The organism is Caulobacter sp. 17J80-11, from assembly GCF_014349105.1.
Classification (GTDB): domain Bacteria; phylum Pseudomonadota; class Alphaproteobacteria; order Caulobacterales; family Caulobacteraceae; genus 17J80-11.
This window is the reverse complement of record NZ_JACSJI010000010.1, coordinates 114354-132734: the sequence shown is the minus strand read 5'-3', so window position 1 is coordinate 132734 and position 18381 is coordinate 114354. Positions and strand designations below refer to the sequence as shown.

Annotated in this window: 16 protein-coding genes; 13 read left to right on the top strand and 3 right to left on the bottom strand. The window is 69.3% G+C overall.

All coding sequences use genetic code 11. The features are described 5' to 3' along the window. Positions 1–101: 101 nt before the first annotated feature. Complete coding sequence (locus tag H8B08_RS12110; protein WP_187450455.1) at positions 102–1019, bottom strand: transglutaminase-like cysteine peptidase; 918 nt, start codon at positions 1017–1019, stop codon at positions 102–104. A gap of 473 nt (positions 1020–1492) precedes the next feature. Between H8B08_RS12110 and H8B08_RS12105 the strand changes: the two genes are divergently transcribed. The 6 genes from H8B08_RS12105 to H8B08_RS12080 all read left to right on the top strand — a co-directional run bounded on the left by H8B08_RS12105 (position 1493) and on the right by H8B08_RS12080 (position 9304). Continuing rightward, the gene (locus H8B08_RS12105) at positions 1493–2257 is read left to right on the top strand and encodes a metallophosphoesterase family protein (RefSeq protein WP_370545463.1); all 765 of its coding nucleotides are present in this window, start codon (positions 1493–1495) and stop codon (positions 2255–2257) included. 168 nt (positions 2258–2425) lie between these two features. Continuing rightward, positions 2426–2998 (top strand): polysaccharide biosynthesis/export family protein, encoded by a 573-nt coding sequence (locus H8B08_RS12100; RefSeq protein ID WP_187450453.1) that lies wholly within the window; start codon positions 2426–2428, stop codon positions 2996–2998. 408 nt (positions 2999–3406) lie between these two features. Next, positions 3407–3895 (top strand): hypothetical protein, encoded by a 489-nt coding sequence (locus H8B08_RS12095; protein ID WP_187450452.1) that lies wholly within the window; start codon positions 3407–3409, stop codon positions 3893–3895. 81 nt (positions 3896–3976) lie between these two features. After that, positions 3977–5230 carry an outer membrane beta-barrel protein gene (locus H8B08_RS12090; protein ID WP_187450451.1) on the top strand — a complete coding sequence of 418 codons (1254 nt, stop codon included), beginning with the start codon at positions 3977–3979 and terminating at the stop codon, positions 5228–5230. 116 nt (positions 5231–5346) lie between these two features. Continuing rightward, positions 5347–7590, top strand: a complete 2244-nt coding sequence (locus tag H8B08_RS12085; protein WP_187450450.1) for a polysaccharide biosynthesis tyrosine autokinase — start codon at positions 5347–5349, stop codon at positions 7588–7590. A gap of 337 nt (positions 7591–7927) precedes the next feature. Beyond that, a complete protein-coding gene (locus H8B08_RS12080) occupies positions 7928–9304 on the top strand; it encodes an O-antigen ligase (RefSeq protein ID WP_187450449.1) in 1377 nt (458 codons plus the stop codon). A 418-nt stretch (positions 9305–9722) separates the two neighbouring features. Here the strand turns inward: H8B08_RS12080 and H8B08_RS12075 are convergent, their stop codons facing one another. After that, positions 9723–10589 (bottom strand): WecB/TagA/CpsF family glycosyltransferase, encoded by an 867-nt coding sequence (locus tag H8B08_RS12075; RefSeq protein WP_187450448.1) that lies wholly within the window; start codon positions 10587–10589, stop codon positions 9723–9725. Positions 10590–10896: 307 nt separating this feature from the next. Between H8B08_RS12075 and H8B08_RS12070 the strand changes: the two genes are divergently transcribed. From H8B08_RS12070 to H8B08_RS12055, 4 genes are all read left to right on the top strand, one after another. Further along, a complete protein-coding gene (locus H8B08_RS12070) occupies positions 10897–11049 on the top strand; it encodes a hypothetical protein (RefSeq protein WP_187450447.1) in 153 nt (50 codons plus the stop codon). Positions 11050–11579: 530 nt separating this feature from the next. Further along, on the top strand, positions 11580–11747 hold the full coding sequence (locus tag H8B08_RS12065; RefSeq protein ID WP_187450446.1) for a hypothetical protein: 168 nt from the start codon (positions 11580–11582) through the stop codon (positions 11745–11747). Positions 11748–11873: 126 nt separating this feature from the next. Continuing rightward, entirely contained in the window at positions 11874–12554 is a 681-nt protein-coding gene (locus H8B08_RS12060) for a sugar transferase (protein WP_187450445.1), read from the top strand. An 8-nt stretch (positions 12555–12562) separates the two neighbouring features. Then, positions 12563–13900: a lipopolysaccharide biosynthesis protein gene (locus tag H8B08_RS12055; protein WP_187450444.1), complete on the top strand. Its 1338-nt coding sequence runs from the start codon at positions 12563–12565 to the stop codon at positions 13898–13900. Positions 13901–13906: 6 nt separating this feature from the next. Here the strand turns inward: H8B08_RS12055 and H8B08_RS12050 are convergent, their stop codons facing one another. Then, positions 13907–15097, bottom strand: coding sequence for an O-antigen ligase (locus H8B08_RS12050; protein WP_187450443.1), 1191 nt, complete (start codon positions 15095–15097; stop codon positions 13907–13909). Positions 15098–15338: 241 nt separating this feature from the next. On the opposite strand from H8B08_RS12050, the gene H8B08_RS12045 reads away from it, so the two are divergent. From H8B08_RS12045 to H8B08_RS12035, 3 genes are all read left to right on the top strand, one after another. Continuing rightward, positions 15339–16421, top strand: coding sequence for an acyltransferase (locus tag H8B08_RS12045; protein ID WP_187450442.1), 1083 nt, complete (start codon positions 15339–15341; stop codon positions 16419–16421). Between the two features lie 124 nt (positions 16422–16545). Then, positions 16546–17406: an ATP-grasp fold amidoligase family protein gene (locus tag H8B08_RS12040; protein ID WP_187450441.1), complete on the top strand. Its 861-nt coding sequence runs from the start codon at positions 16546–16548 to the stop codon at positions 17404–17406. 47 nt (positions 17407–17453) lie between these two features. After that, positions 17454–18371 carry a glycosyltransferase family 2 protein gene (locus H8B08_RS12035; protein ID WP_187450440.1) on the top strand — a complete coding sequence of 306 codons (918 nt, stop codon included), beginning with the start codon at positions 17454–17456 and terminating at the stop codon, positions 18369–18371. The last annotated feature ends 10 nt before the right edge of the window (positions 18372–18381 follow it).

The following is an 18381-nucleotide window of genomic DNA, read 5'->3' as shown; positions in this document are numbered from 1 at the left end:
CCGTCTCATCCGCACGGCGCGCGGCTGCGAACGGCCTGGGCGTGGTGCGGCGGACGGCTGGGCCCTCGGGACAAGCCCGAGGGTGACGTGCATTGGGAGCCCTAGATCGCCGTCTCCAGCGACACCCACGTCAGCAGGTCCGTCGGCGACTGCCGCGCGGTCCAGGCGTAGTCGACCTCGCGCCACGGCTTCACCTCGGCCGACAGGTTGTCCAGCACGTAGTCGCCGTGGTCGGTTGAGGCCAGCAGCACCGCGTGCGGCTCGCCCCACGACGTGCGCACCAGGGCGATCGACAGGCTGGCCGCCGGCACCCCGCGCGCGATCAGGGCGCGTCGCTTCTCCAGCACGTAGTCCTCGCAGTCGCCCTTGGGCTTCAGCCCCTGCGACAGCGGCGCGGCCCACCAGTCCTCGACCCCGAAGGCGTCCTTGTCCGAGGCCTTGTGGATCTTGCGGTTGATCTCGCGATTGACGGCCTTCAGCACCGACCACACGCCCGGATCCAGCGCCATCGCCGGGCCCGCCTCGGCCGCCGGCTCCGGCGCGGGCATGGCCGGCGCCAGCGGCTCGGCCGGCGCGATCAGGGGCGCCGTGTCGACCGCCTTCAGCCCGAACGAGGCCAGCCCGATCGAGGCCGGCCGCGTGTCGGCCAGCTCGGCGAACACGACCGGCGTCGCGGCCGCCGGGCTCTCGCCGGCCAGGACGGCGAAACGGGGGCTGAACAGGGCGCGCCAGCGCTGGCGCGACAGGTCGCGCGCCTCGGCGATCACCCGCACCCGCTCCGGGAAGCTGTCCTCGACCGCGCAGTCGGTCGGCGAGCGCATGCACAGGTTCAGGAAGCCGTCCGGCGCCGTGACCTTCGCGCCCAGCGTCATCGACGTAGAGGCCGCGGGCAGGCCGGCCTTGCGCGCCGCCGAATCCGGACCCTGCGTCGTCGCGCAGGCCGACAAGGCGAGCGCCAGCAGAACGGCCCCGAACGGGGCGCCTCGGCGAACCTGTTTACTGCAAAGCTTGGCGACCATGAAAGCTCCGCCGTGGAAATCGACGAAGGCTCTACATGGTTCCCCGATAAATAATGGAAAACGACTATGCCTAACTGTTCAATGACGTTCTTGGTTATCGCGAAGTTGACGAAAGTAATCCTGGTAACGGGTCGTATATTCTCATTGCGACGCCGTTAACTGTAATTCTTCCCTCTCCCCCTGCGGGAGAGGGCGGGACCCACGCACCGGACCCCGGCGTAGGCCGGGGGGAGGTCTGCGTGGGAGGGTGAGGGGTCGCGCGCCCTGTCCGCCCGTCGGCCACGAGGCGCCTGGGCGAGAAAGTCCGGCGCGACCCCTCACCCTCCCACACTGCCCTCCGCTTCGCTCCGGCGTGCGGGCCCCTCCCTCTCCCGCAAGGGGAGAGGGGACAGCCGCCCCGCGGTTGCGCTATCCTCCCTGCCGGGGTGAGTGGGCGTGCGATGCTGTCGACCTTGAGGAAGTTCTTGCGCCCAGTGGGGCGTCTCGACGGGCGCGCCGCGGCCGCGCCCGTTCCGGCGCCGCCGGCCTGGTCGCCTGAGCGCGTCTACGCGATCGGCGACGTGCACGGCCGGCTCGACCTGCTGGACGCCTTGCTGACGAAGATCGCCGACGACCGCAGCGACCACGACGGCCGGCCGTCCCTGGTCTTCCTCGGCGACCTGATCGACCGCGGCCCGGCCTCGGCCGGCGTAGTCCAGCGCGTGATCGAGCTGACCCGCGACCCCGCCTGGGACGTCACCGTGCTGAAGGGCAACCACGAGGAGGCCCTGCTGCTGTTCCTCGACCAGCCCGAGTTCGGCCCCACCTGGGCCGAGCACGGCGGCGGCGCCACCCTGGCCGCCTACGGCGTGCGCCCGCCCGCGGGCCGCACCGACGCCGCCGCCTGGACCGCCGCGCGCGACGCCTTCGCGAAAGCCCTGCCGGCCGACCACCTCGAGCTCTATCGCGGCATGGAGCTGTGGACGCGGCGCGGCGACTACCTGTTCGTCCACGCCGGCGTGCGCCCGGGCGTGCCGCTCGAGGCCCAGGACCCCAAGGACCTGCTGTGGATCCGCGGCGAGTTCATCTCGGCCCCCCGCGCCGCCGAGCACGTCGTCGTCCACGGCCACACCCCGGTCGAACAGGCCCAGCTCACCCGCTGGCGCATCGGCGTCGACACCGGCGCCTACGCGACCGGCCTGCTCACCGCCGTCCGCCTCGACGGAACCGACCAGCGGCTGATCCAGGCGCGGGCGTAGAGTCCACGGGGTCGCAATTTCTATCGTCACCCTCGGGACAAGCCCGAGGGTGACGACATTTCGGCGCCCGCGAGCGCCGGGCTTCCCCCTCCCGACCCCGCCGACCGCCCGCCCAGGTTGCGCCGGAACCTCCGCCGTGGCATTCGCTTTGACGTCGGGGAGACCTCCATGTTCGCTCGTTTCTTGGCTTTGCTTTCGATCCTGTCGGCCTTCGCCGTCGCCGGGTGCCAGCAGGGGCCGGCCCAGGGCCCGGCCGTCGAGACCTCGGCCCAGGTCCAGAACTTCGAATACCGCCTCGGCGCGGCCGACAAGCTGCGCGTCATCGTGTTCGGCGAGGAGACCCTGTCGGGCGAGTTCGTCGTCTCCGGCGCCGGGACCGTGTCCATGCCGCTGATCGGCGAGATCAAGGCCGCCGGCCTGACCGTGCCCCAGGTGCAGGCCGCCATCGAGGAGCGCCTGCGCGACGGCTACCTCAAGGACCCCAAGGTCAGCACCGAAGTGCTGAACTACCGCCCGTTCTACATCCTGGGCGAAGTGAAGAAGCCCGGCGAATACCCCTACACCAACGCGCTCACCGTCATGAACGCGGCCGCCCGCGCCGAAGGCTTCACCTACCGCGCCGACACCCGCCGCGTGTTCATCAAGCACGCCAACGAGACCGCCGAGCGCGAATACCCGCTGACCTCCTCCACCCCGGTGGCCCCGGGCGACACGGTGCGCGTCGGCGAGCGGTATTTCTAAGCCGTCCTGATCCCTTCTCCCCTTGCGGGAGAAGGTGGCCGGCGGAGCCGGCCGGATGAGGGGTGCCGGCGCTACGGCGTCAGGATGGGGAGCGTGGTCGCGCCAGACGGTTCAGGCGTCGCGCAAACACCCCTCATCCGGCGCGCTCTGCGCGCCACCTTCTCCCGCAAGGGGAGAAGGGAAACGGGTGATGACTCGCCCACAACCCTCAGTGGGTCTCACCTGGGCCCCGACCTTCGTCCGGGAAACCGGGAAACGAGCCGCTTTCCCGCTGAAATGCCCCGAAACAGGCCCGAAAACCGCCTCTGTCTCAAAAATAACGCTGTCAGTCGCCCTCCGCGACGTGGCGCCTTCTTCACCCGTTAAAAGAGTGCTAAGAGCTTCACCATAACGGGTTGGGGATTCTCCATGCGCCGATCGGTCCTGGTCGCGGCCGCCTTCGCGGCCGCTTTTACGTGTCTGGCTTTCGCCGCCGAGGCGAACACGCCGCCGCCGGCGGCCGTGACCAATTCGGCTGAGGTCGAGGCCCTGTCCGACGCCATCGCGAACGCCGCCAAGGCGGCCGAAGCCGCCGCGCGGGCCAAGGGCCTCACCGAGGCCGAGGTCCAGGCCGAGGTCGAAGCCGCCGTGCTGGCGGTGATCGCCCAGAGCGGCGCGGACGCCGGCACGGTGACCGCCGCCCTGAACGCGGCCAAGGCCAGCGGCGCCCTTTCGGGCACGGCCATGGCGGCGGTGAACAGCGCCCAGCAGGTGGTGGCCCAGGCGGCGACCGGCGCTCCGGGTTCGACCGGGTCACGCGCCAACGGCGCCGGCGGCCCGGGCAGCGCGCCCATGGGGCCGCCGCCGGGCGGGGCCGGTGGGGGCGGCGGCTCGGGCTACCGCCCGACCGGCGGCTAAGCGTCAGCGAGATCGAGAGAGTCCCGAGCGAACACCGGCAGGAAGTCGGGGGCGCTCGTGTCTGCGTGGTGTGGGGGCGAGATGAAGAAAATCGTACTCGGCGTCGTGGCTGCAGCGGCTTCGCTGGCGACGACCCAGGCTTATGCGCAGCAGTCCTCCTTCGAGCGCGACCGCAACGTGAGCGTGCGCGAACGCCCGCACGACGATTATGAGTCGGAAGGCCTGCAATGGGGCGCCTTCACGGCCTTCCCGAAGCTGACCGTCGACGCCGAAGTCAACGACAACATCTTCGCCACCACCGACGACGAGGAGCAGGACCTCGTCTGGCGCGTGCGTCCCGAGCTCGCCGTGCAGTCCGGTTGGTCGCGCCACCAGCTGCAGGCCTATGCGCGAGCTTCGGTGAACCGCTACGCCGAGTTCGACGGCGAAAACACCGAGGACTGGGGCACGGGCTTCTCCGGCCGCCTCGACGTGGTCGGCCACAGCTATCTCTACGGCGGCGCCGATTACCTGCAGGCTACGGAATCGCGCAACTCGTCCAGCACGCCGGGCGCCGCCGCCGAACCGGTGCGCTACGACCTGACCTCCGCCCAACTGGGCGGCGTGCACGAGATCAACCGTCTGCGCCTCTCGGGCGTGTTCGGCGTGCGCGACTACGACTATCATGACGTCGCCCGCGACGGCGGCGGCCCGGACATCGACCAGGACGACCGCGACCGGACCGTTAGCTCGCTGGGCGCCAAGGCCGAGTACGCTATCAGCCCGGCCACGGCCGTGTTCCTGACCGGTTCGGCCAACAAGCGCGATTACCGCCTGGCCACGGCCGGCCGTGACTCCGACGGCTACGAACTGGCGGTCGGCGCCGACTTCGACGTCAGCGACCTTGCCCGCGGCCAGGTGGCGGTCGGCTACCTGGCTCAGCAGTATGACGCGCCCGGGCGCAAGGACGTCGACGGCCTCGGCATGCGCGGTCAGATCGAATGGTTCCCGACCCAGCTGACCACCGTGACCTTTAAGGCCGAGCGTTCGGTCGAGGACTCCGGCGTCGCCGGCTCGGCCGGCTACCTGTCGACCAACGGCTCCGCTCAGGTCGACTGGGAGGTCCGCCGCAACCTCATCCTGACCGCCAACGCCGGCTGGGGGCGCGACGAGTACAAGGACATCGATCGCGACGACGACCGTGTCACCGCCGGCGTCAGCGCGGCCTGGCTGGTCAACCGCAACGTCGGGATCAACCTCGGCTACCAGTACTACGACCAGGCCTCGTCCGGCCTCGACGACGGTCCCGACTTCAAGACCAACCGCGTCATGACCTCGCTGATCTTCCAGCTTTGATAACGTCTGGAGGCGCTCCCTAGGGGGCGCCTCTTTTGGTCTCTCCGGCGCCGTCAGGCGCCGCCTTCGTACCCACTCGCGCCGTCAGGCGCCCTCGTATCGCCGGTGCTTGCCCCATGGACGCCAAGGTCCACCAGCTCCCCGTTTCCGCTCCGGCTCCGGCCCCGGCCGCTGGCTTCGACCAGGATCGCCTGGCCCGGCTCGTCGACCCGCAGGTCCTGATCGCCACCTTCCGTCGGCACATGAAGGTGTCGCTGGCGATCGCCGCGGTGGTGTTCGTCGCCGTCGCGGTCTTCACCCTGCAGGCCACGCCGAAATACACGGCCACCGCCAGCGTGTTGCTGGACCCGCGCAAGCAGAAGGTCACCGGCATCGAGGACGTGCTGTCCGGCCTGCCGGCCGACTCCAGCACGGTCGACACCGAGGTCGAGGTCCTCAAGTCGCGCGCCCTGGCCGAACGGGTGGTCACCGTCCTGAAGCTCGACCAGGACCCCGACTTCAATCCCGCCCTGAAGAAGCCGGGCCTGATCGCCGGCCTGATGGGCCGCGGCGGGCCCGCCACCACCGCGACGCTCTCCGACCTCGAAATCCAGAAGCGCCGCGAGAAGATCGTCGACAACGTCCTGTCGAACCTGAAGGTCAGCCGCGCCGGCCTGACCTACATGATCAAGGTGTCCTACGAGAATAAGGACCCGCAGAAGGCGACCGCCATCGCCAACGCCTTCGCCGACCGCTACCTGCTGGAGCAGCTGGAGGCCAAGTTCGAGGCCACCCGCACCGCCAACGAGTGGCTGAACGGCCGCCTCGCCGAGCTGCGCGTGCAGGTCCAGACCGCCGAGGCCGCCGTCGAGCAGTTCAAGGCCGCCAACGGCCTGCTGAGCACCGGAAGCACGACCCTGACCGAGCAGGAAATCTCCAACCTCAACCAGCAGCTCGCCGCCGCGCGAGTCCAGCAAGTCGAGAGCGAGGCCCGCCTGCAGACCGCCCGCGCCCAGCTGGCCCGCGGCTCGACCGGTGAGGACGTCGGCGAAGCGCTCGGCTCGCGCGTGGTGCAGGAGCTGCGCAGCCAGCGCGCCGCGGTGAGCGGCCGGGTCGCCGACCTGGAGGGCCGCTACGGCGGCCGCCACCCGGAGATCCTCAAGGCCCAGCGCGAGCTGGCCGACATCGACGGCCAGATCCGCGCCGAAATCAGCCGCATCATCTCCAACCTCGAAGCCCAGGCTGAGGTGCAGCGCCAGCGGACGGCCTCACTGGCCGGCAGCCTGGCCAACTCGCGCGGCACCCTGGCCGGCAACAACCGCGCTTCGGTCCGTCTGCGCGAGCTGGAGCGCAACGCCGAGTCCGTCCGCAGCCTCTATGAGAGCTTCCTCGGCCGCTTCAAGGAGACCAGCGCCCAGGAAGGCATCGAGCAGTCCGACGCCCGCGTCGTCTCGCGCGCCCGCATCCCGACCGAGCCGTCCAGCCCGAACCTGCCGCTGAACCTGGCCCTCGGCCTTGTGCTGGCGCTGGGCGCCGGCGTCGGCGCCACCGTGCTCCGCGAAATGCTCGACACCGGCCTGGCCACCGCCGACGACGTCGAACAACAGCTGGGCCTGCCCTACCTGGCCGGCGTGCCGATCCTGGCCTCGACCCTGGACCGCGCCCTGGCGGACGAGGCCGGCGCCCCGGTCGACCACGTGGTCGACAAGCCCCTGTCCAGCTTCGCCGAGGCCTTCCGCAACCTGAAGACCTCCCTGCAGTTCGCCAAACTGGGTGAGCCGCTGAAGGTCATCGCCCTGACCTCGTCCCTGCCGGACGAAGGTAAGACCACGACCACCCTGTGCCTGGCCCGCACCCTGGCCATGAGCGGCGCCAAGGTGGTGGTGGTCGACTGCGACCTGCGCCGCCGCGCCGTCAACGACGAGCTGGGCCTCGATCCCGAGAAGGGCCTGATCGAGCTTCTGGCCGGCAAGGCCAAGCTGGCTGACGTCCTGGTCGACGACACCCGCTCGTCCGCCAAGGTCCTGCCCCTGGCCAAGCACGCCTACACGCCCAAGGACGTGTTCGGCTCCGTGGCCATGACCAGGCTGCTGGCCGAGCTGAAGGCGTCCTACGACTACGTCCTGCTCGACACCGCCCCGGTCCTGGCCGTGGCCGAGACCCGCGCCCTGGCCCCCAAGGCCGACGCCGTCGCCCTGCTGGTCCGCTGGCGCAAGACCCCGAGGAAGGCCACGGAGTCGGCGCTGCGCATGCTCCAGAACGGCCAGACCTTCGTCGCCGGCGCCGTCCTGACCCAGATCGACCAGCGCGAACAGTCCAGCTACGGCTACGGCGACCCCAGCTACTACCATCGGTCGTACGCCAAGTATTACGCGGAGTGATGTCGGCTGCGGGCGCAAGCTCCCTTCTCCCCTTGCGGGAGAAGGTGGCGCGCGGAGCGCGTCGGATGAGGGGTGTCGGCGCGACGTTTGAAAGCTCAGCGAAAGCGACGATTCTCGTCCTGATGACCCGGTCCTCGGCCTATCCCCTCTCCCCTTGCGGGAGAGGGAGGGGCCCGGCGCGCAGCGACGGGAGGGTGAGGGGTCGCGCCACGCTCTCCAAGCTCGCGCCTGGGCGCCGCCGGTCGGACAGGTCGAGAAACCCCTCACCCGCCCACGCTGACCTCCGCTTCGCTCCGGTGCGCGGGGCCCACCCTCTCCCGCAAGGGGAGAGGGGACGATGACCGCCCAGCCCGCCCGCTGGGCCCCGTCGCGCGCGCCCGCCGCCACGCCGGCCCTGCCGCGCGGCACGACCGCCGCCCTGGCCGCCGTCGCGCTGCTCCCCTTCGCCGGCCACCTCCTGTTCGGCGCCAACTCGTCCGCCCTGGCGCTCCTGTTCACCGCGCTCGCGGCCGCCCTCCTGCTGGCCCTGACCGCCCTCCAGCCCGGCGCCCGCACCGCGCTCGCCGCGCGCCCGCTCGCCGTCCCCGCCGTCCTGTTCGTCACCGCCGCCGCGGCGCTCACCCTAACCCTCACCCCCTGGGCCCAGTCGATCCGGCCCCCGCTCGTCGCCGGCCCCGACCTCTCCTCAGGCCTGGTCGAGCTGCTCAAGCTCGCCGGCGCGGCCTGCGCCTTCGCCGCCGGCTTCGCCGTCGCCCGCTCCGACGCCGCCACGCGCCGCTGGTTCCAGATCCTCACCTTCGCCTTCGCCGCCTTCGCCGCCTGGGCGCTCCTGGCCTTCATGGCCGACCCCCAGGGCGTCTACGGCTTCAAGCGGGTGATCGGCGGCGGCCGCCTGGCCGGCGCCTTCGGCAGCGCCAACAGCGCCGCCACGGTGCTGGGCGTGGGCGTGCTGGTCGGCCTGGCCGGCCTGCTGCGCGCCGCCGACCTGTCCGCCCACCGCGGCGGTCGCGGCCGCGGCGTCGAAAAGCTGCTGCTGGAAGGCTGGCCCTCGGCCCTGGGCCTGGCCCTGTGCGGCGCCGCCCTCATGCTCACCGCCTCGCGCGGCGGCATCACCTCGACCCTGCTCGCCGCCCTGGGCTTAGGCCTATGGGGCGCCGGCCGCTCCCGCGAGGGCCGGCTGTGGATCCGCCGCGTGGGCCTGGGCCTGCTCGTCCTTCTCGCGGTCCTGGCGCTCAACGGCGGCGAGCTCGCCGTCCAGCGCTTCGGCCTGGCGCTCGAGGACGCCGAGGTCCGCCGCGCCATCTTCGAAGCCCACTGGCGCGCCTTCCAGGCCTCGCCCCTGGTCGGCTATGGCCCGGGTTCGTTCGAGGCGATCAACGACGCGATCATGACTCCAGGGAACTACGACACGCTCTGGCGGATCCGCGCCGCCCACAACGCCTGGCTCGAACAGCTGGAGACGGTCGGCCTGCTGGGCTTCCTGCCCCTGCTCGCCCTGGTCGCCTGGCCGCTCGCCCGCATCACGCTGGCCGCCCGCGACCCCCGTCGCCGCGGCGTCGTGTGGCTGCGCGCCACGACCTGCGCCGCCCTGCTGATCGGCCTCCACGGCCTCAGCGACTACGCCCTCCAGGAACCCTCCATCGTGCTGGCCTTCGCCACCCTGCTCGGCGTCGCCTACGCCGCGGCCGTCCGCGATCCGAAGCCGAAGGGCTGACGAGGGAAGATCTCCCCCCTCTGGGGGGAGCCGCCGCCCAGAGGGCGGCGTGGGGGGCTCCAGCGGAGCGCGCGTGTTCAGCCCCAAACCCGCTCAGCGCGACCTTTCCCGGTGTCGTCACCCTCGGGCTCGTCCCGAGGGCCCAGACATCCGGTGCGCGATCCCTTCCGGCCGAAGCGCGAGCTGAACGCTGGGCCCTCGGGACAAGCCCGAGGGTGACGCTAAGAGGGAAGGGCGAGGGGCCTCCAGCGGACCGCGCCGGTTTAGCCAAGCTCGAAATCCCCTCTCCCCTTGCGGGAGAGGGTGGGGCCCAGGCGAAGCCTGGGAGGGTGAGGGGTTTCGCGACCGCTCCGATCGTCGGCGGCTAGGCGCGAGGCCGGACAGTACAGTGCGACCCCTCACCCTCCCACGCCTTCGCTCACGCTCCGGCGCGGGCCCCTCCCTCTCCCGCAAGGGGAGAGGGGCGATTCAGGGCGCCGCCCGCGCGCTTGGCTGGGACCTTCGCCCCCACCCCCACCACCGCCGCCACGACGTCCTCCGCCGCCGCCCCGGCCAGGGTCCACGGCTCGACGAAATACCGCTCGAACAGCCGCCCCGGGTCGCGCGCGAACCGGTACAGCCACTCCAGCCCCAGCCGGCCCAGCCAGCGCGGCGCCGCCGCCTGCACCCCGGCCTCGTAGTCGAACGCCCCGCCCACCGGGAACAGCACGCCGCGGGTCAGCCGCGCGCGGTTCTGGGCGATCCACAGCTCCTGGCGCGGCATGCCCATGCCCACGAACACCACGTCCGCCCCGAACGCCTCGATCTGGGCCAGCACCGCCTCGTTCCCCGCCGAGCCCGGCGTCATGTCGAAAAATCCGTCGTGAGTCTCAATCACGACTCCGGGCCGTTCTTCCCGCAGCTTCTCCGCCGCCGCCTCCGCCACACCCGGCGCGGCGCCCAGATAGAACACCCGCCAGCCGCCCTCGGACGCGCGCCGCCAGAACGCGTCGCGCCAGTCCAGGTAGGTGCAGCGGTGCGCCCGCGACAGCGGCCGCCCCAAAAGCTGGCCCCACCAGACCAGCGGCACGGAGTCGATCTCGATCAGGTCGGCCACGTCGTACAGCGCCCGCATCCGCGGTTCGGTCTTCAGCAGGGCCAGGCTGTGCAGGTTGTGGTTGGCCACCACCCCCGGCTCGCCCGCCGCGATCCGCTCGGCCGCGAAGTCCAGCACCTCGTCCGGCGTGACCAGATCCACGGCCCCGCCCAGAAGGGCGACGCGGGTCGGTGCGGAGAGGCGTTTCATTTCGTCACGAATCCGACGCGGCTGAACTCAGTCGGAAGCGACCGGTGCAACGCCCGGGCCAGTCCGTGAAATTCGGGGGGAGGGCTGCGCCCGCTTAACCCTCTCCCCTTGCGGGAGAGGGAGGGACCCACGCACCGGACCCGGCGCAAGCCGGGGGAGGTCCGCGTGGGCGGGTGAGGGGTCGCGCTGCGCTGTCCGCTCGCCCCCTCTCCCGCAAGGGCAGAGGGAACACACCGAACAAGGGTTTGCCGGCGCGCGCCCGCTCAAGTTAAGGTTAAGCTCCACGCCAGCCAGAGGAGGGAAGCCCGTGTCCAGACGCCTGCGCGACGCCTTCGCCCTCCTCGCCGCCGCGATCCTGCTGCCGCTCTACGCCCTGCTGCTGGCCCCGCTCGCCGCCGCGATCTTCATCGCCGCCCGCCTCTCAAAGATCTCCCCCCTCTGGGGGGAGGAGCCCGCCTAGCGGGCGATGGGGGCTCCAGCGGAGCGCCCGCGTTCAGCCCCCAACCCGCTCATCCCAGCGCAAGCGGAGACCCAGAGCTCGACGCTTCCAAGTGTCGTGACCCTCGGGCTCGTCCCGAGGGCCCAGCGTTCAGCTCGCACGTCGGCCCGACACGCTCGCGCACCGGAGGCCTGGGCCCTCGTGACAAGCCCGAGGGCGACGCCAAAGGGGAGAGCGCGCGGCAGATCTCCCCCCACTGGGGGGAGGAGCCCGCACAGCGGGCGATGGGGGGCTCCAGCGGAGCGCTCGCGTTCAGCCGCACCAACCGTTCGGACACGCGAGGTTTCCTGGTGTCGTCACCCTCGGGCTCGTCCCGAGGGCCCAGCGTTCAGCTCGCACGTCGGCCCCACACGCTCGCGCACCGCAGGCCTGGGCCCTCGGGACAAGCCCGAGGGTGACGCCAAAGGGGAGGGCGCGCGGCAGATTTTGAAAAGTGAGCGTTAAGGTCGAGCCTGGAGCCCGGATCAGCGCTGACGCTTCAGAGCAGCGCCTTGACCGCCGCCGCGATCGCCACCCACAGCCCGGCCGACACCGCCGCCGCCGCGCTCAGCGCCACCATCGGCGGCCAGCGCCGCGTCCCGCGGGACCGGCTCTGCGCCGACGACGCCCGCGTGGGGCCTGCGCCGATCGTGTCAAAACGGGACATCGACAACTCCTGACTGCGCCGGTCGTACAACTCCTGCGTTAATTGTTCGTGTCCCGGAACGTCGGGACTTGAACGTGCTTAAAAAACCGTTACTGGAACGGCCTAGCTTACAGGGCATGGTTGTACGGGGGGCGAGTACATGTTCGATGCGTTTCCTAGCACGGCCGAAACGGCGGTGGTCGCCGCGGTCCCGTGCCCGGATGTCGCACCCGCGTCCCTGGCCGGCCCCGCCGCCAGCCGCCTGAAGCGGGCCTGCGACGTGGTCGCCGCCGCCGCCCTGCTGGTGCTGTTCGCTCCCTTGCTGCTGCTGGTCGCCGCCGCGATTCGTCTGGAATCCAAGGGCCCGGCCCTGTTCCGCCAGCGCCGCACCGGCCTGAACGGCCAGGTGTTCCAGATCTACAAGCTGCGCACCATGACCGTGGCCGAGGACGGCGCCGCCGTGCGCCAGGCCACCGCCGGCGACGCGCGCGTGACCCGGATTGGCGCCCTGTTGCGGAAGTCCAGCGTCGACGAGCTGCCCCAGCTCCTCAACGTGCTGAAGGGCGACATGTCGATGATCGGCCCGCGCCCGCACGCCCTGGCCCACGACGAGTTTTACGGCGCCCTGCTGCCGGCCTACGCCGCCCGCTTCCGCGCCCGCCCGGGCCTGACGGGTCAGGCCCAGGTCACGGGCCACCGCGGCGAGACCCGCACCATCAACTGCATGGCCAAGCGCGTGAACGCCGACAACGCCTACATCGAGGGCTGGTCGCTGCTGCGCGACGCCAGGATCGTGGCGCAAACCTTGCTGCTGCTGTGGCGGGATCCGCAGGCGTACTGAGACCAAAAGTGACCGTACAGTTGAGCCGCGCCGCCGCCGATGAACCGGCGCGAACTGCCACGGGGCCATCGTCCTGGCTGTCCCGTGTCGGGCGGTTGCTGCACGACCCGAAGGTGCTCCGGGGCGCCTCGTTTTTCGATCAGGCGCTGATCTCGGCGGCGAACTTCGTCACGACGGTCGTCCTTGCACGGCACTATTCGAGCGAAGAGTTTGCGGCCTATGGCGTCAGCCTGGCCCTCGCCATCACCTTGCAGGCGGTGCAGCGCACGACCTTCGTACTGCCGATGACGCTCTTGGGCGATCGCGTGTTCCGGCGGCGGTCGGCCGGCGTGGCCGGGCAGCATCTGCTGATCCTGACGGTGGTTCTGACGGTCGGGCTCGCGGTCGTGGCGGGCGGCGCGGCTCTCGGCGTTTTCCATGTCTCGCTGGAAGCGATGCTGTCGTTCCTGGCTTGCCTGGTGATCTTCTTCTCGCTGGATTTCGATCGGGCCTTCCAGCTGAAGAATGGGCGGCCGCTCTGGCCGATGATCGGCTCCGGCCTCTACCTGTCGGTCAATCTCGTCCTGGCGTCGCTCGCCCTCTGGGCGCGCCTGCCGTTCCTGGCCTACGTCGGGGCGGTGGCCGCCTTCGGCGTCGCCAAGACCTTGGTAGGCATGCTGTCGGTGACGCGGCCGAACTTCGGGCATGGCGCCCTGCTGCTCCTGCGCAGCCTGCGCACGAACTTCGGATGGTCCGGCGCCGGAACCCTGGCGAGCGCGGGTTTCATTCATGCGCCCCAGTTGGTGCTGGCCAGCTTCGCCCCGGCCCTCAACGTCGCGGCCTACACCGCCGTCCGGACGCCCATGCAGCCGCTGGGGCTGTTGCTGCGCAGCCTGGACGTCGTCGACAAGTTTCAGTTTTCCAAGATCGACGTCACGGATCTCGGGGCGCAGAACCGCCAGGCCCTGCGCACTTGGTTCATCTATCTGGCGATCAGCGCCTTGGCCGCCGTGGCGGCCTGCCTGGCTGCGGGGCCTCTGCTGGGGTTCGTCCTCGGTCCCAAGTTCGCGGGGTTCACCACGAGCTTCCGCCTTTGCGCGGTCGCCCTGGCCCTGTCCTGCTCGATCCAGCCGCTGGAGACGCTGATCTACCGGCTCGGCCGCTACAAGGGTTACGCCCTGTGCCAGATGACCGGGGCGGGGTTCGCGCTCGTGGTCGCTCCGCTGCTCGTCCACGCCTGGTTGGATGTCGGCGCCACGACGGCCTACATGCTCGGCTGGATCGTCGCCTACGTCGCTACGCTGGCCTTCGTGATCTGGCCGATGATGGCGCGTCGTTCGCTCGCCGGAGCCGCATCCGCGGCCTGAGTGCGTTCAGGCGGCGAGCGCCGCTCCCACGGCCTGGCCTGAGAACGGCCTGCGGAGCTCCATCTGCCGCTTCGCCGCGCTCGCCAGCACGAGCCCGATACCGAGGCCGAGACCGACCGTGTCGAAGTTGGCGCTCCCCAGGAACGGCGTCGACTCCGTCAGCCCGGTCACGAAGGCGAAGATCAGCAAGCAGATCGCCGGCAGGTGCCTCAGGGCCACGGCTTGCGCCACTGTCGCCACGAAGGCGAGCACGCAGAAAGCCGCCGCGAACACGCCCGATGAAAACAGCACGTGCAGGAACATGTTGTGCGCGTGCGGGGCGACGTAGCCCGGCAGGAAGCCCATCGCGGACGAATAGCTCGGGAGGATCAGACTGGACGCGCCATAGCCCCACCCGGTCAGCGGGCGTTCCCAGGACAGCGCCCAGGCCATCGGCCAGATCTTGTTGCGCCCGTTCAGTTGCAGGACTTCCGACGAGTCTCCGGTCCGCGAGACGTGGTTCAGAAGGTCCGCGGCATGGGGGTTCATTAGAACAAGGGCGACCAGGCACGCGGCGGCGCTGACGCCGAGCAGTTGCAGCTTGGGGCGTTTCCGCAGCAGCCACAGCGTCGATACGAGCGCGAGGGCCAGAAGTGGAGTGCGGCTGTCGCTCAGGATCAGGACGGCGGCGGCCAGGGCGCCGCTAACGGCGATGACGGTGCGACTGAGGCGGCTCTGCGTGCGGGCGAAATAGATCATCGCGAGGATGATGCAGTACCCGGCCAGTTGGGCCGCGGCCTTCGGGTGGCCGGCCAAGCCCCCAAGCCGGCCTGACGCCACCAGTCGTCCAAAGGTCGACGAGGTGAAGAAGATGACCAGGGAGATCGCACAAAACAAGCCAAGGACCAGAATGGCGGTCCTCGCTGCGGTTTCCTCGCCGATCGTCGACACCGCGAGGCTTGGAAAAAGCAACGCAGAAATCATAGTGAATACAGCTGCGGTGCTGACCATGGGGAACATAGAACTCGGCACGCTGAATGCGACGGCGAGCACGAACCCTGTCCAGAGAAGCCCTGCCGGCGACTTCAGAATTTTGAATAGTCTGGGGGCCAGCCAGATCATCACGACGGCGCAAAGTCCGACCGACGCCAATTTCAGCGCGACCTGAAAATCCAGCGACTTCGCGGTGAACGCGCGCGTGCGGAAGACGGCAGGCATCAGAAAGCACAGTAGGGCCCAAGCGGCGAGTACGACGCGATCTCGAACGGATGTTGCGCGGGGCATCGACACTGGGGGCATTGAAGCAGGTCCCTGAACTTGCGAAGTGAAGTATCAGTCCCGGGAACGGTCACAAAATCGAATCTGGCGAACTGCGTCGTGTGTCGCTATCGAACTATGGGGTCGATCGGGCCGGTGATGGCGATCGCTGACAGCTGACCTTTCGTTGGGGCGATCAAGCATGAGCAAGCCAGATCCATTGCAGTCTGCGCGCGGGATCGCTGCGATGGCTGTGTTGCTTCACCACTGTTTGTCCGTGTTCGCGACCGCGGGCGTGGTTTCCGCGGTGGCGGCGGCGTCAGAGGGCGTTGCTCATTTCGCCGTCGTGTTTTTCTTTGTGTTGAGCGGATATGTCTTGGCTGCGTCGTTGCTTCGCCGCGGCGTCACTGCAGGCTCGACGCTTACCTTCTATTTGAGGCGCGTCTTCAGAATTTACCCGGCGCTCTGGGTCGGAGTTTCGTTCGGGTTTGCTTACATCGTGCTGTTCCCGGCGGGCGTCGTAGGCGCTTCCGGATGGTTCCGGCAGTTTTTCGACGTCAACAAATTGGACTTTTGGCACGTTGCCGCGAGCTTCGTCGGCTTATCCAGTTTCTTGCTCATCCCGGCCTGGTCGATTTTCGTGGAGCTGGTGGGGTCGGTCGCCATGCCGGCTGTTGTGTTAAGCTTGCGTAGGCCTTCACTGTTCTTGGGGCTCGTCGCGTCACTTGCCGTTCTTGCGTTCTTGTATGCGGGCCGAATGAGCTTCGGCGTGTACCTAGTTCACTTTGCCGTGGGAGCGTCTTTGGCGTCCGCATGGCGTCTCCCGACTTTGCCCCGTTGGGCTTCTGGAGGCGCGCTCCTTGCCGCGGCGCTCTTAGTTGGTATTCGCCTGGTCTTAGCCTCGCCCTATCATGATCCCGCCCTTGCTTTGCTGGAGTCCGCTGCGGCGCTCGTCCTCGTGGCTGCGATTAAAGATGGGCAGTTGGGGGATGTTTTGAGATGGCGTCCGGCGGCCAGCATTGGGAATTGGTCGTATAGTCTATATATTTTGCACTTCCCTATAATGTGCATTGTCGCGGCGCTCGCTGCGTCAGTTCTCCCCGCGGCGTCGGGTGAGGCGAAGACGGCGGTTGTCGTATCTGTTGTTTTACCGTTGTCCTGTTTGCTGGCCATGATGAGCTATCGCTTTGTCGAGCTCCCTGGAATACGTGCTGGGGCTGCTTTGACCGGCCTCCTGAGCCAGAAATGGAGCAGGTCAACTGAGCGCCCTCGTGCGGTCGCCTAGCTCTAGGCGCGGAGCAATTCTCTCAGCGTGTAGATTGTCGTTGCCTTGAGCGCTCGCCTATACACGTCATGCGTGCTATTGGAGCCGCGAGCGCGGGTCATGGGGTGGCGCTGGCGGGGAAGACATGGCGCAGAGTCTTACTAAGAGTTGGCTTAAACGGCTCCTGCGGCCCGTTCCCGACGCCATCTATCTTCGCGCGCGTTTCCTCGCTCGCCACGGCCACTGGCCGAACTTCAAAAGCCCGGCCTCGTTCAGCGAACTGGTTGTGTCGCGGATGATGTACGCCCGCGACCCTCTGATGCCGGTCACGGCGGACAAGCACCTCGTGCGCGACTTCGTGCGTGAGCACGTGGGGGATCGCTACCTCGCCGACGTCTTCGCCGTGTCCGAGGGTGTTGATCGCGCTCTCTTCGATTCCTTGCCTTCGGCCTTCGTCATGAAGGGCACCCATGGCTCGAAAATGGTCCGCCTGGTGACCGACAAGTCGGCGGTGACCGCCGAGGAATTGGACCAGGAGGGGCGGTCGTGGCTGGCGCGCGATTACTCCGATGACTGCCGCGAGTGGGTCTACAACCGGATCCAGCCGAAGCTGATCTTCGAGGAGCTTTTGGTTTCCCCCGGTCACCCCGTGCCGCCGGACTTCAAGTTCTACGTGTTCAACGGCCGGGTCGGCATGATTCACGTGGATAGCGACCGCTTCGGCGGGCATTCGCGGACGTTCTACGATCGGGACTGGAACCGGTTCCCGGTGTCGCTCTGTGTACCGGCCGGCCCGGACTTCGATAAGCCCGAGGCCCTCGCGGAAATGATCGAGGTGGCGGAGAAGCTCGGGCGCGCTTTTGAGTTCGCACGCGTGGATCTCTACAGCGTCGGCGATCGCATCGTTTTCGGAGAGATCACGCACTTCCCGGGGTCCGGAAACGAGCGCTTCACGCCGCAAAGCTTCGACCAGGAAATCTTCGAGAAGTTCTGCCGCGCGGCCTGAAGCTGCGGGGCAGGTGAAAAGCTCGTCTCTTCGGAAAGAAGAGGCGTTTGAACTACGGGCGCGAGCATGCGCCGTCCAAAGCAGCGCCGGGGGGGGCGAAGGTGACGAGTGTGGCGGCCGCTGATTGCGCGGCGACGATTTCGACGGTGTGCATCTTCAACACCTCCGACGCCAAGGGCGGGCGGCGGGAGGAACTGGACCGCCTGTTCGCGTCCCTGTCCGCGGCGAACGCTGCGCTCGGTGGGCGGCGGGTGCGGCACTACCTGCTGCTGCAGAATTGCGACGAGCACGCGCTCGCCGAAGTCGCCGCGCGCGCGCCCGCGTTCACGACTATCCGCCGGGTCGACGGGCGGCTGTCCTTGTCCGCGGCCCGCAACCGCCTTCTGGAAGAGTTTGGCGCCGAAATGGGCGCGGACGACGTGGTCAGCTTCCTCGACGACGACGCCTGGTTCGCGCCGGCGACGCTCGAGTTCGTGGTGGCGGCTTTCGCGGCCGCGCCCGAACTGGACCTGTTCTTCTGCCGGTGCGGGTCCGGACCGGCGGCACCGCCGGAACCGGCCGAACTGGTCGACCCGCGTCTGCTGGACCTTCTCCGCTATGGTTCGTCGAACACCCTGATCGTGCGCGGCGCCGTCGCCCGCGCGGTCGGTCGCTTCGACGAGAAGCTGGGCCTGGGCACGCCCCACGGCGGCGGCGAAGACACGGACTACGCCCTTCGTGCGTGGACGAACGCGCGGCGAGCGCGGTTCCTGAACGCGCGCGTGATCGGACACCGCGATCCCTTCCAAGGGCTTCGCGCTCAGTATTACCGCGGCGCCCTGGCCGCCCTCGCGCGGAACGCCGCCAGCGGCTGGCGGGTCAAGCTTCAGCTCGTCCGCAAGGTGCTGGTCGGCCTCTACCTGGTGCTCCGTCGCGAGCACAGCCTGGCCACCTGGCTGCAGAACACGCGCCTGGCCTTCCAATGAGCGCGCAAAC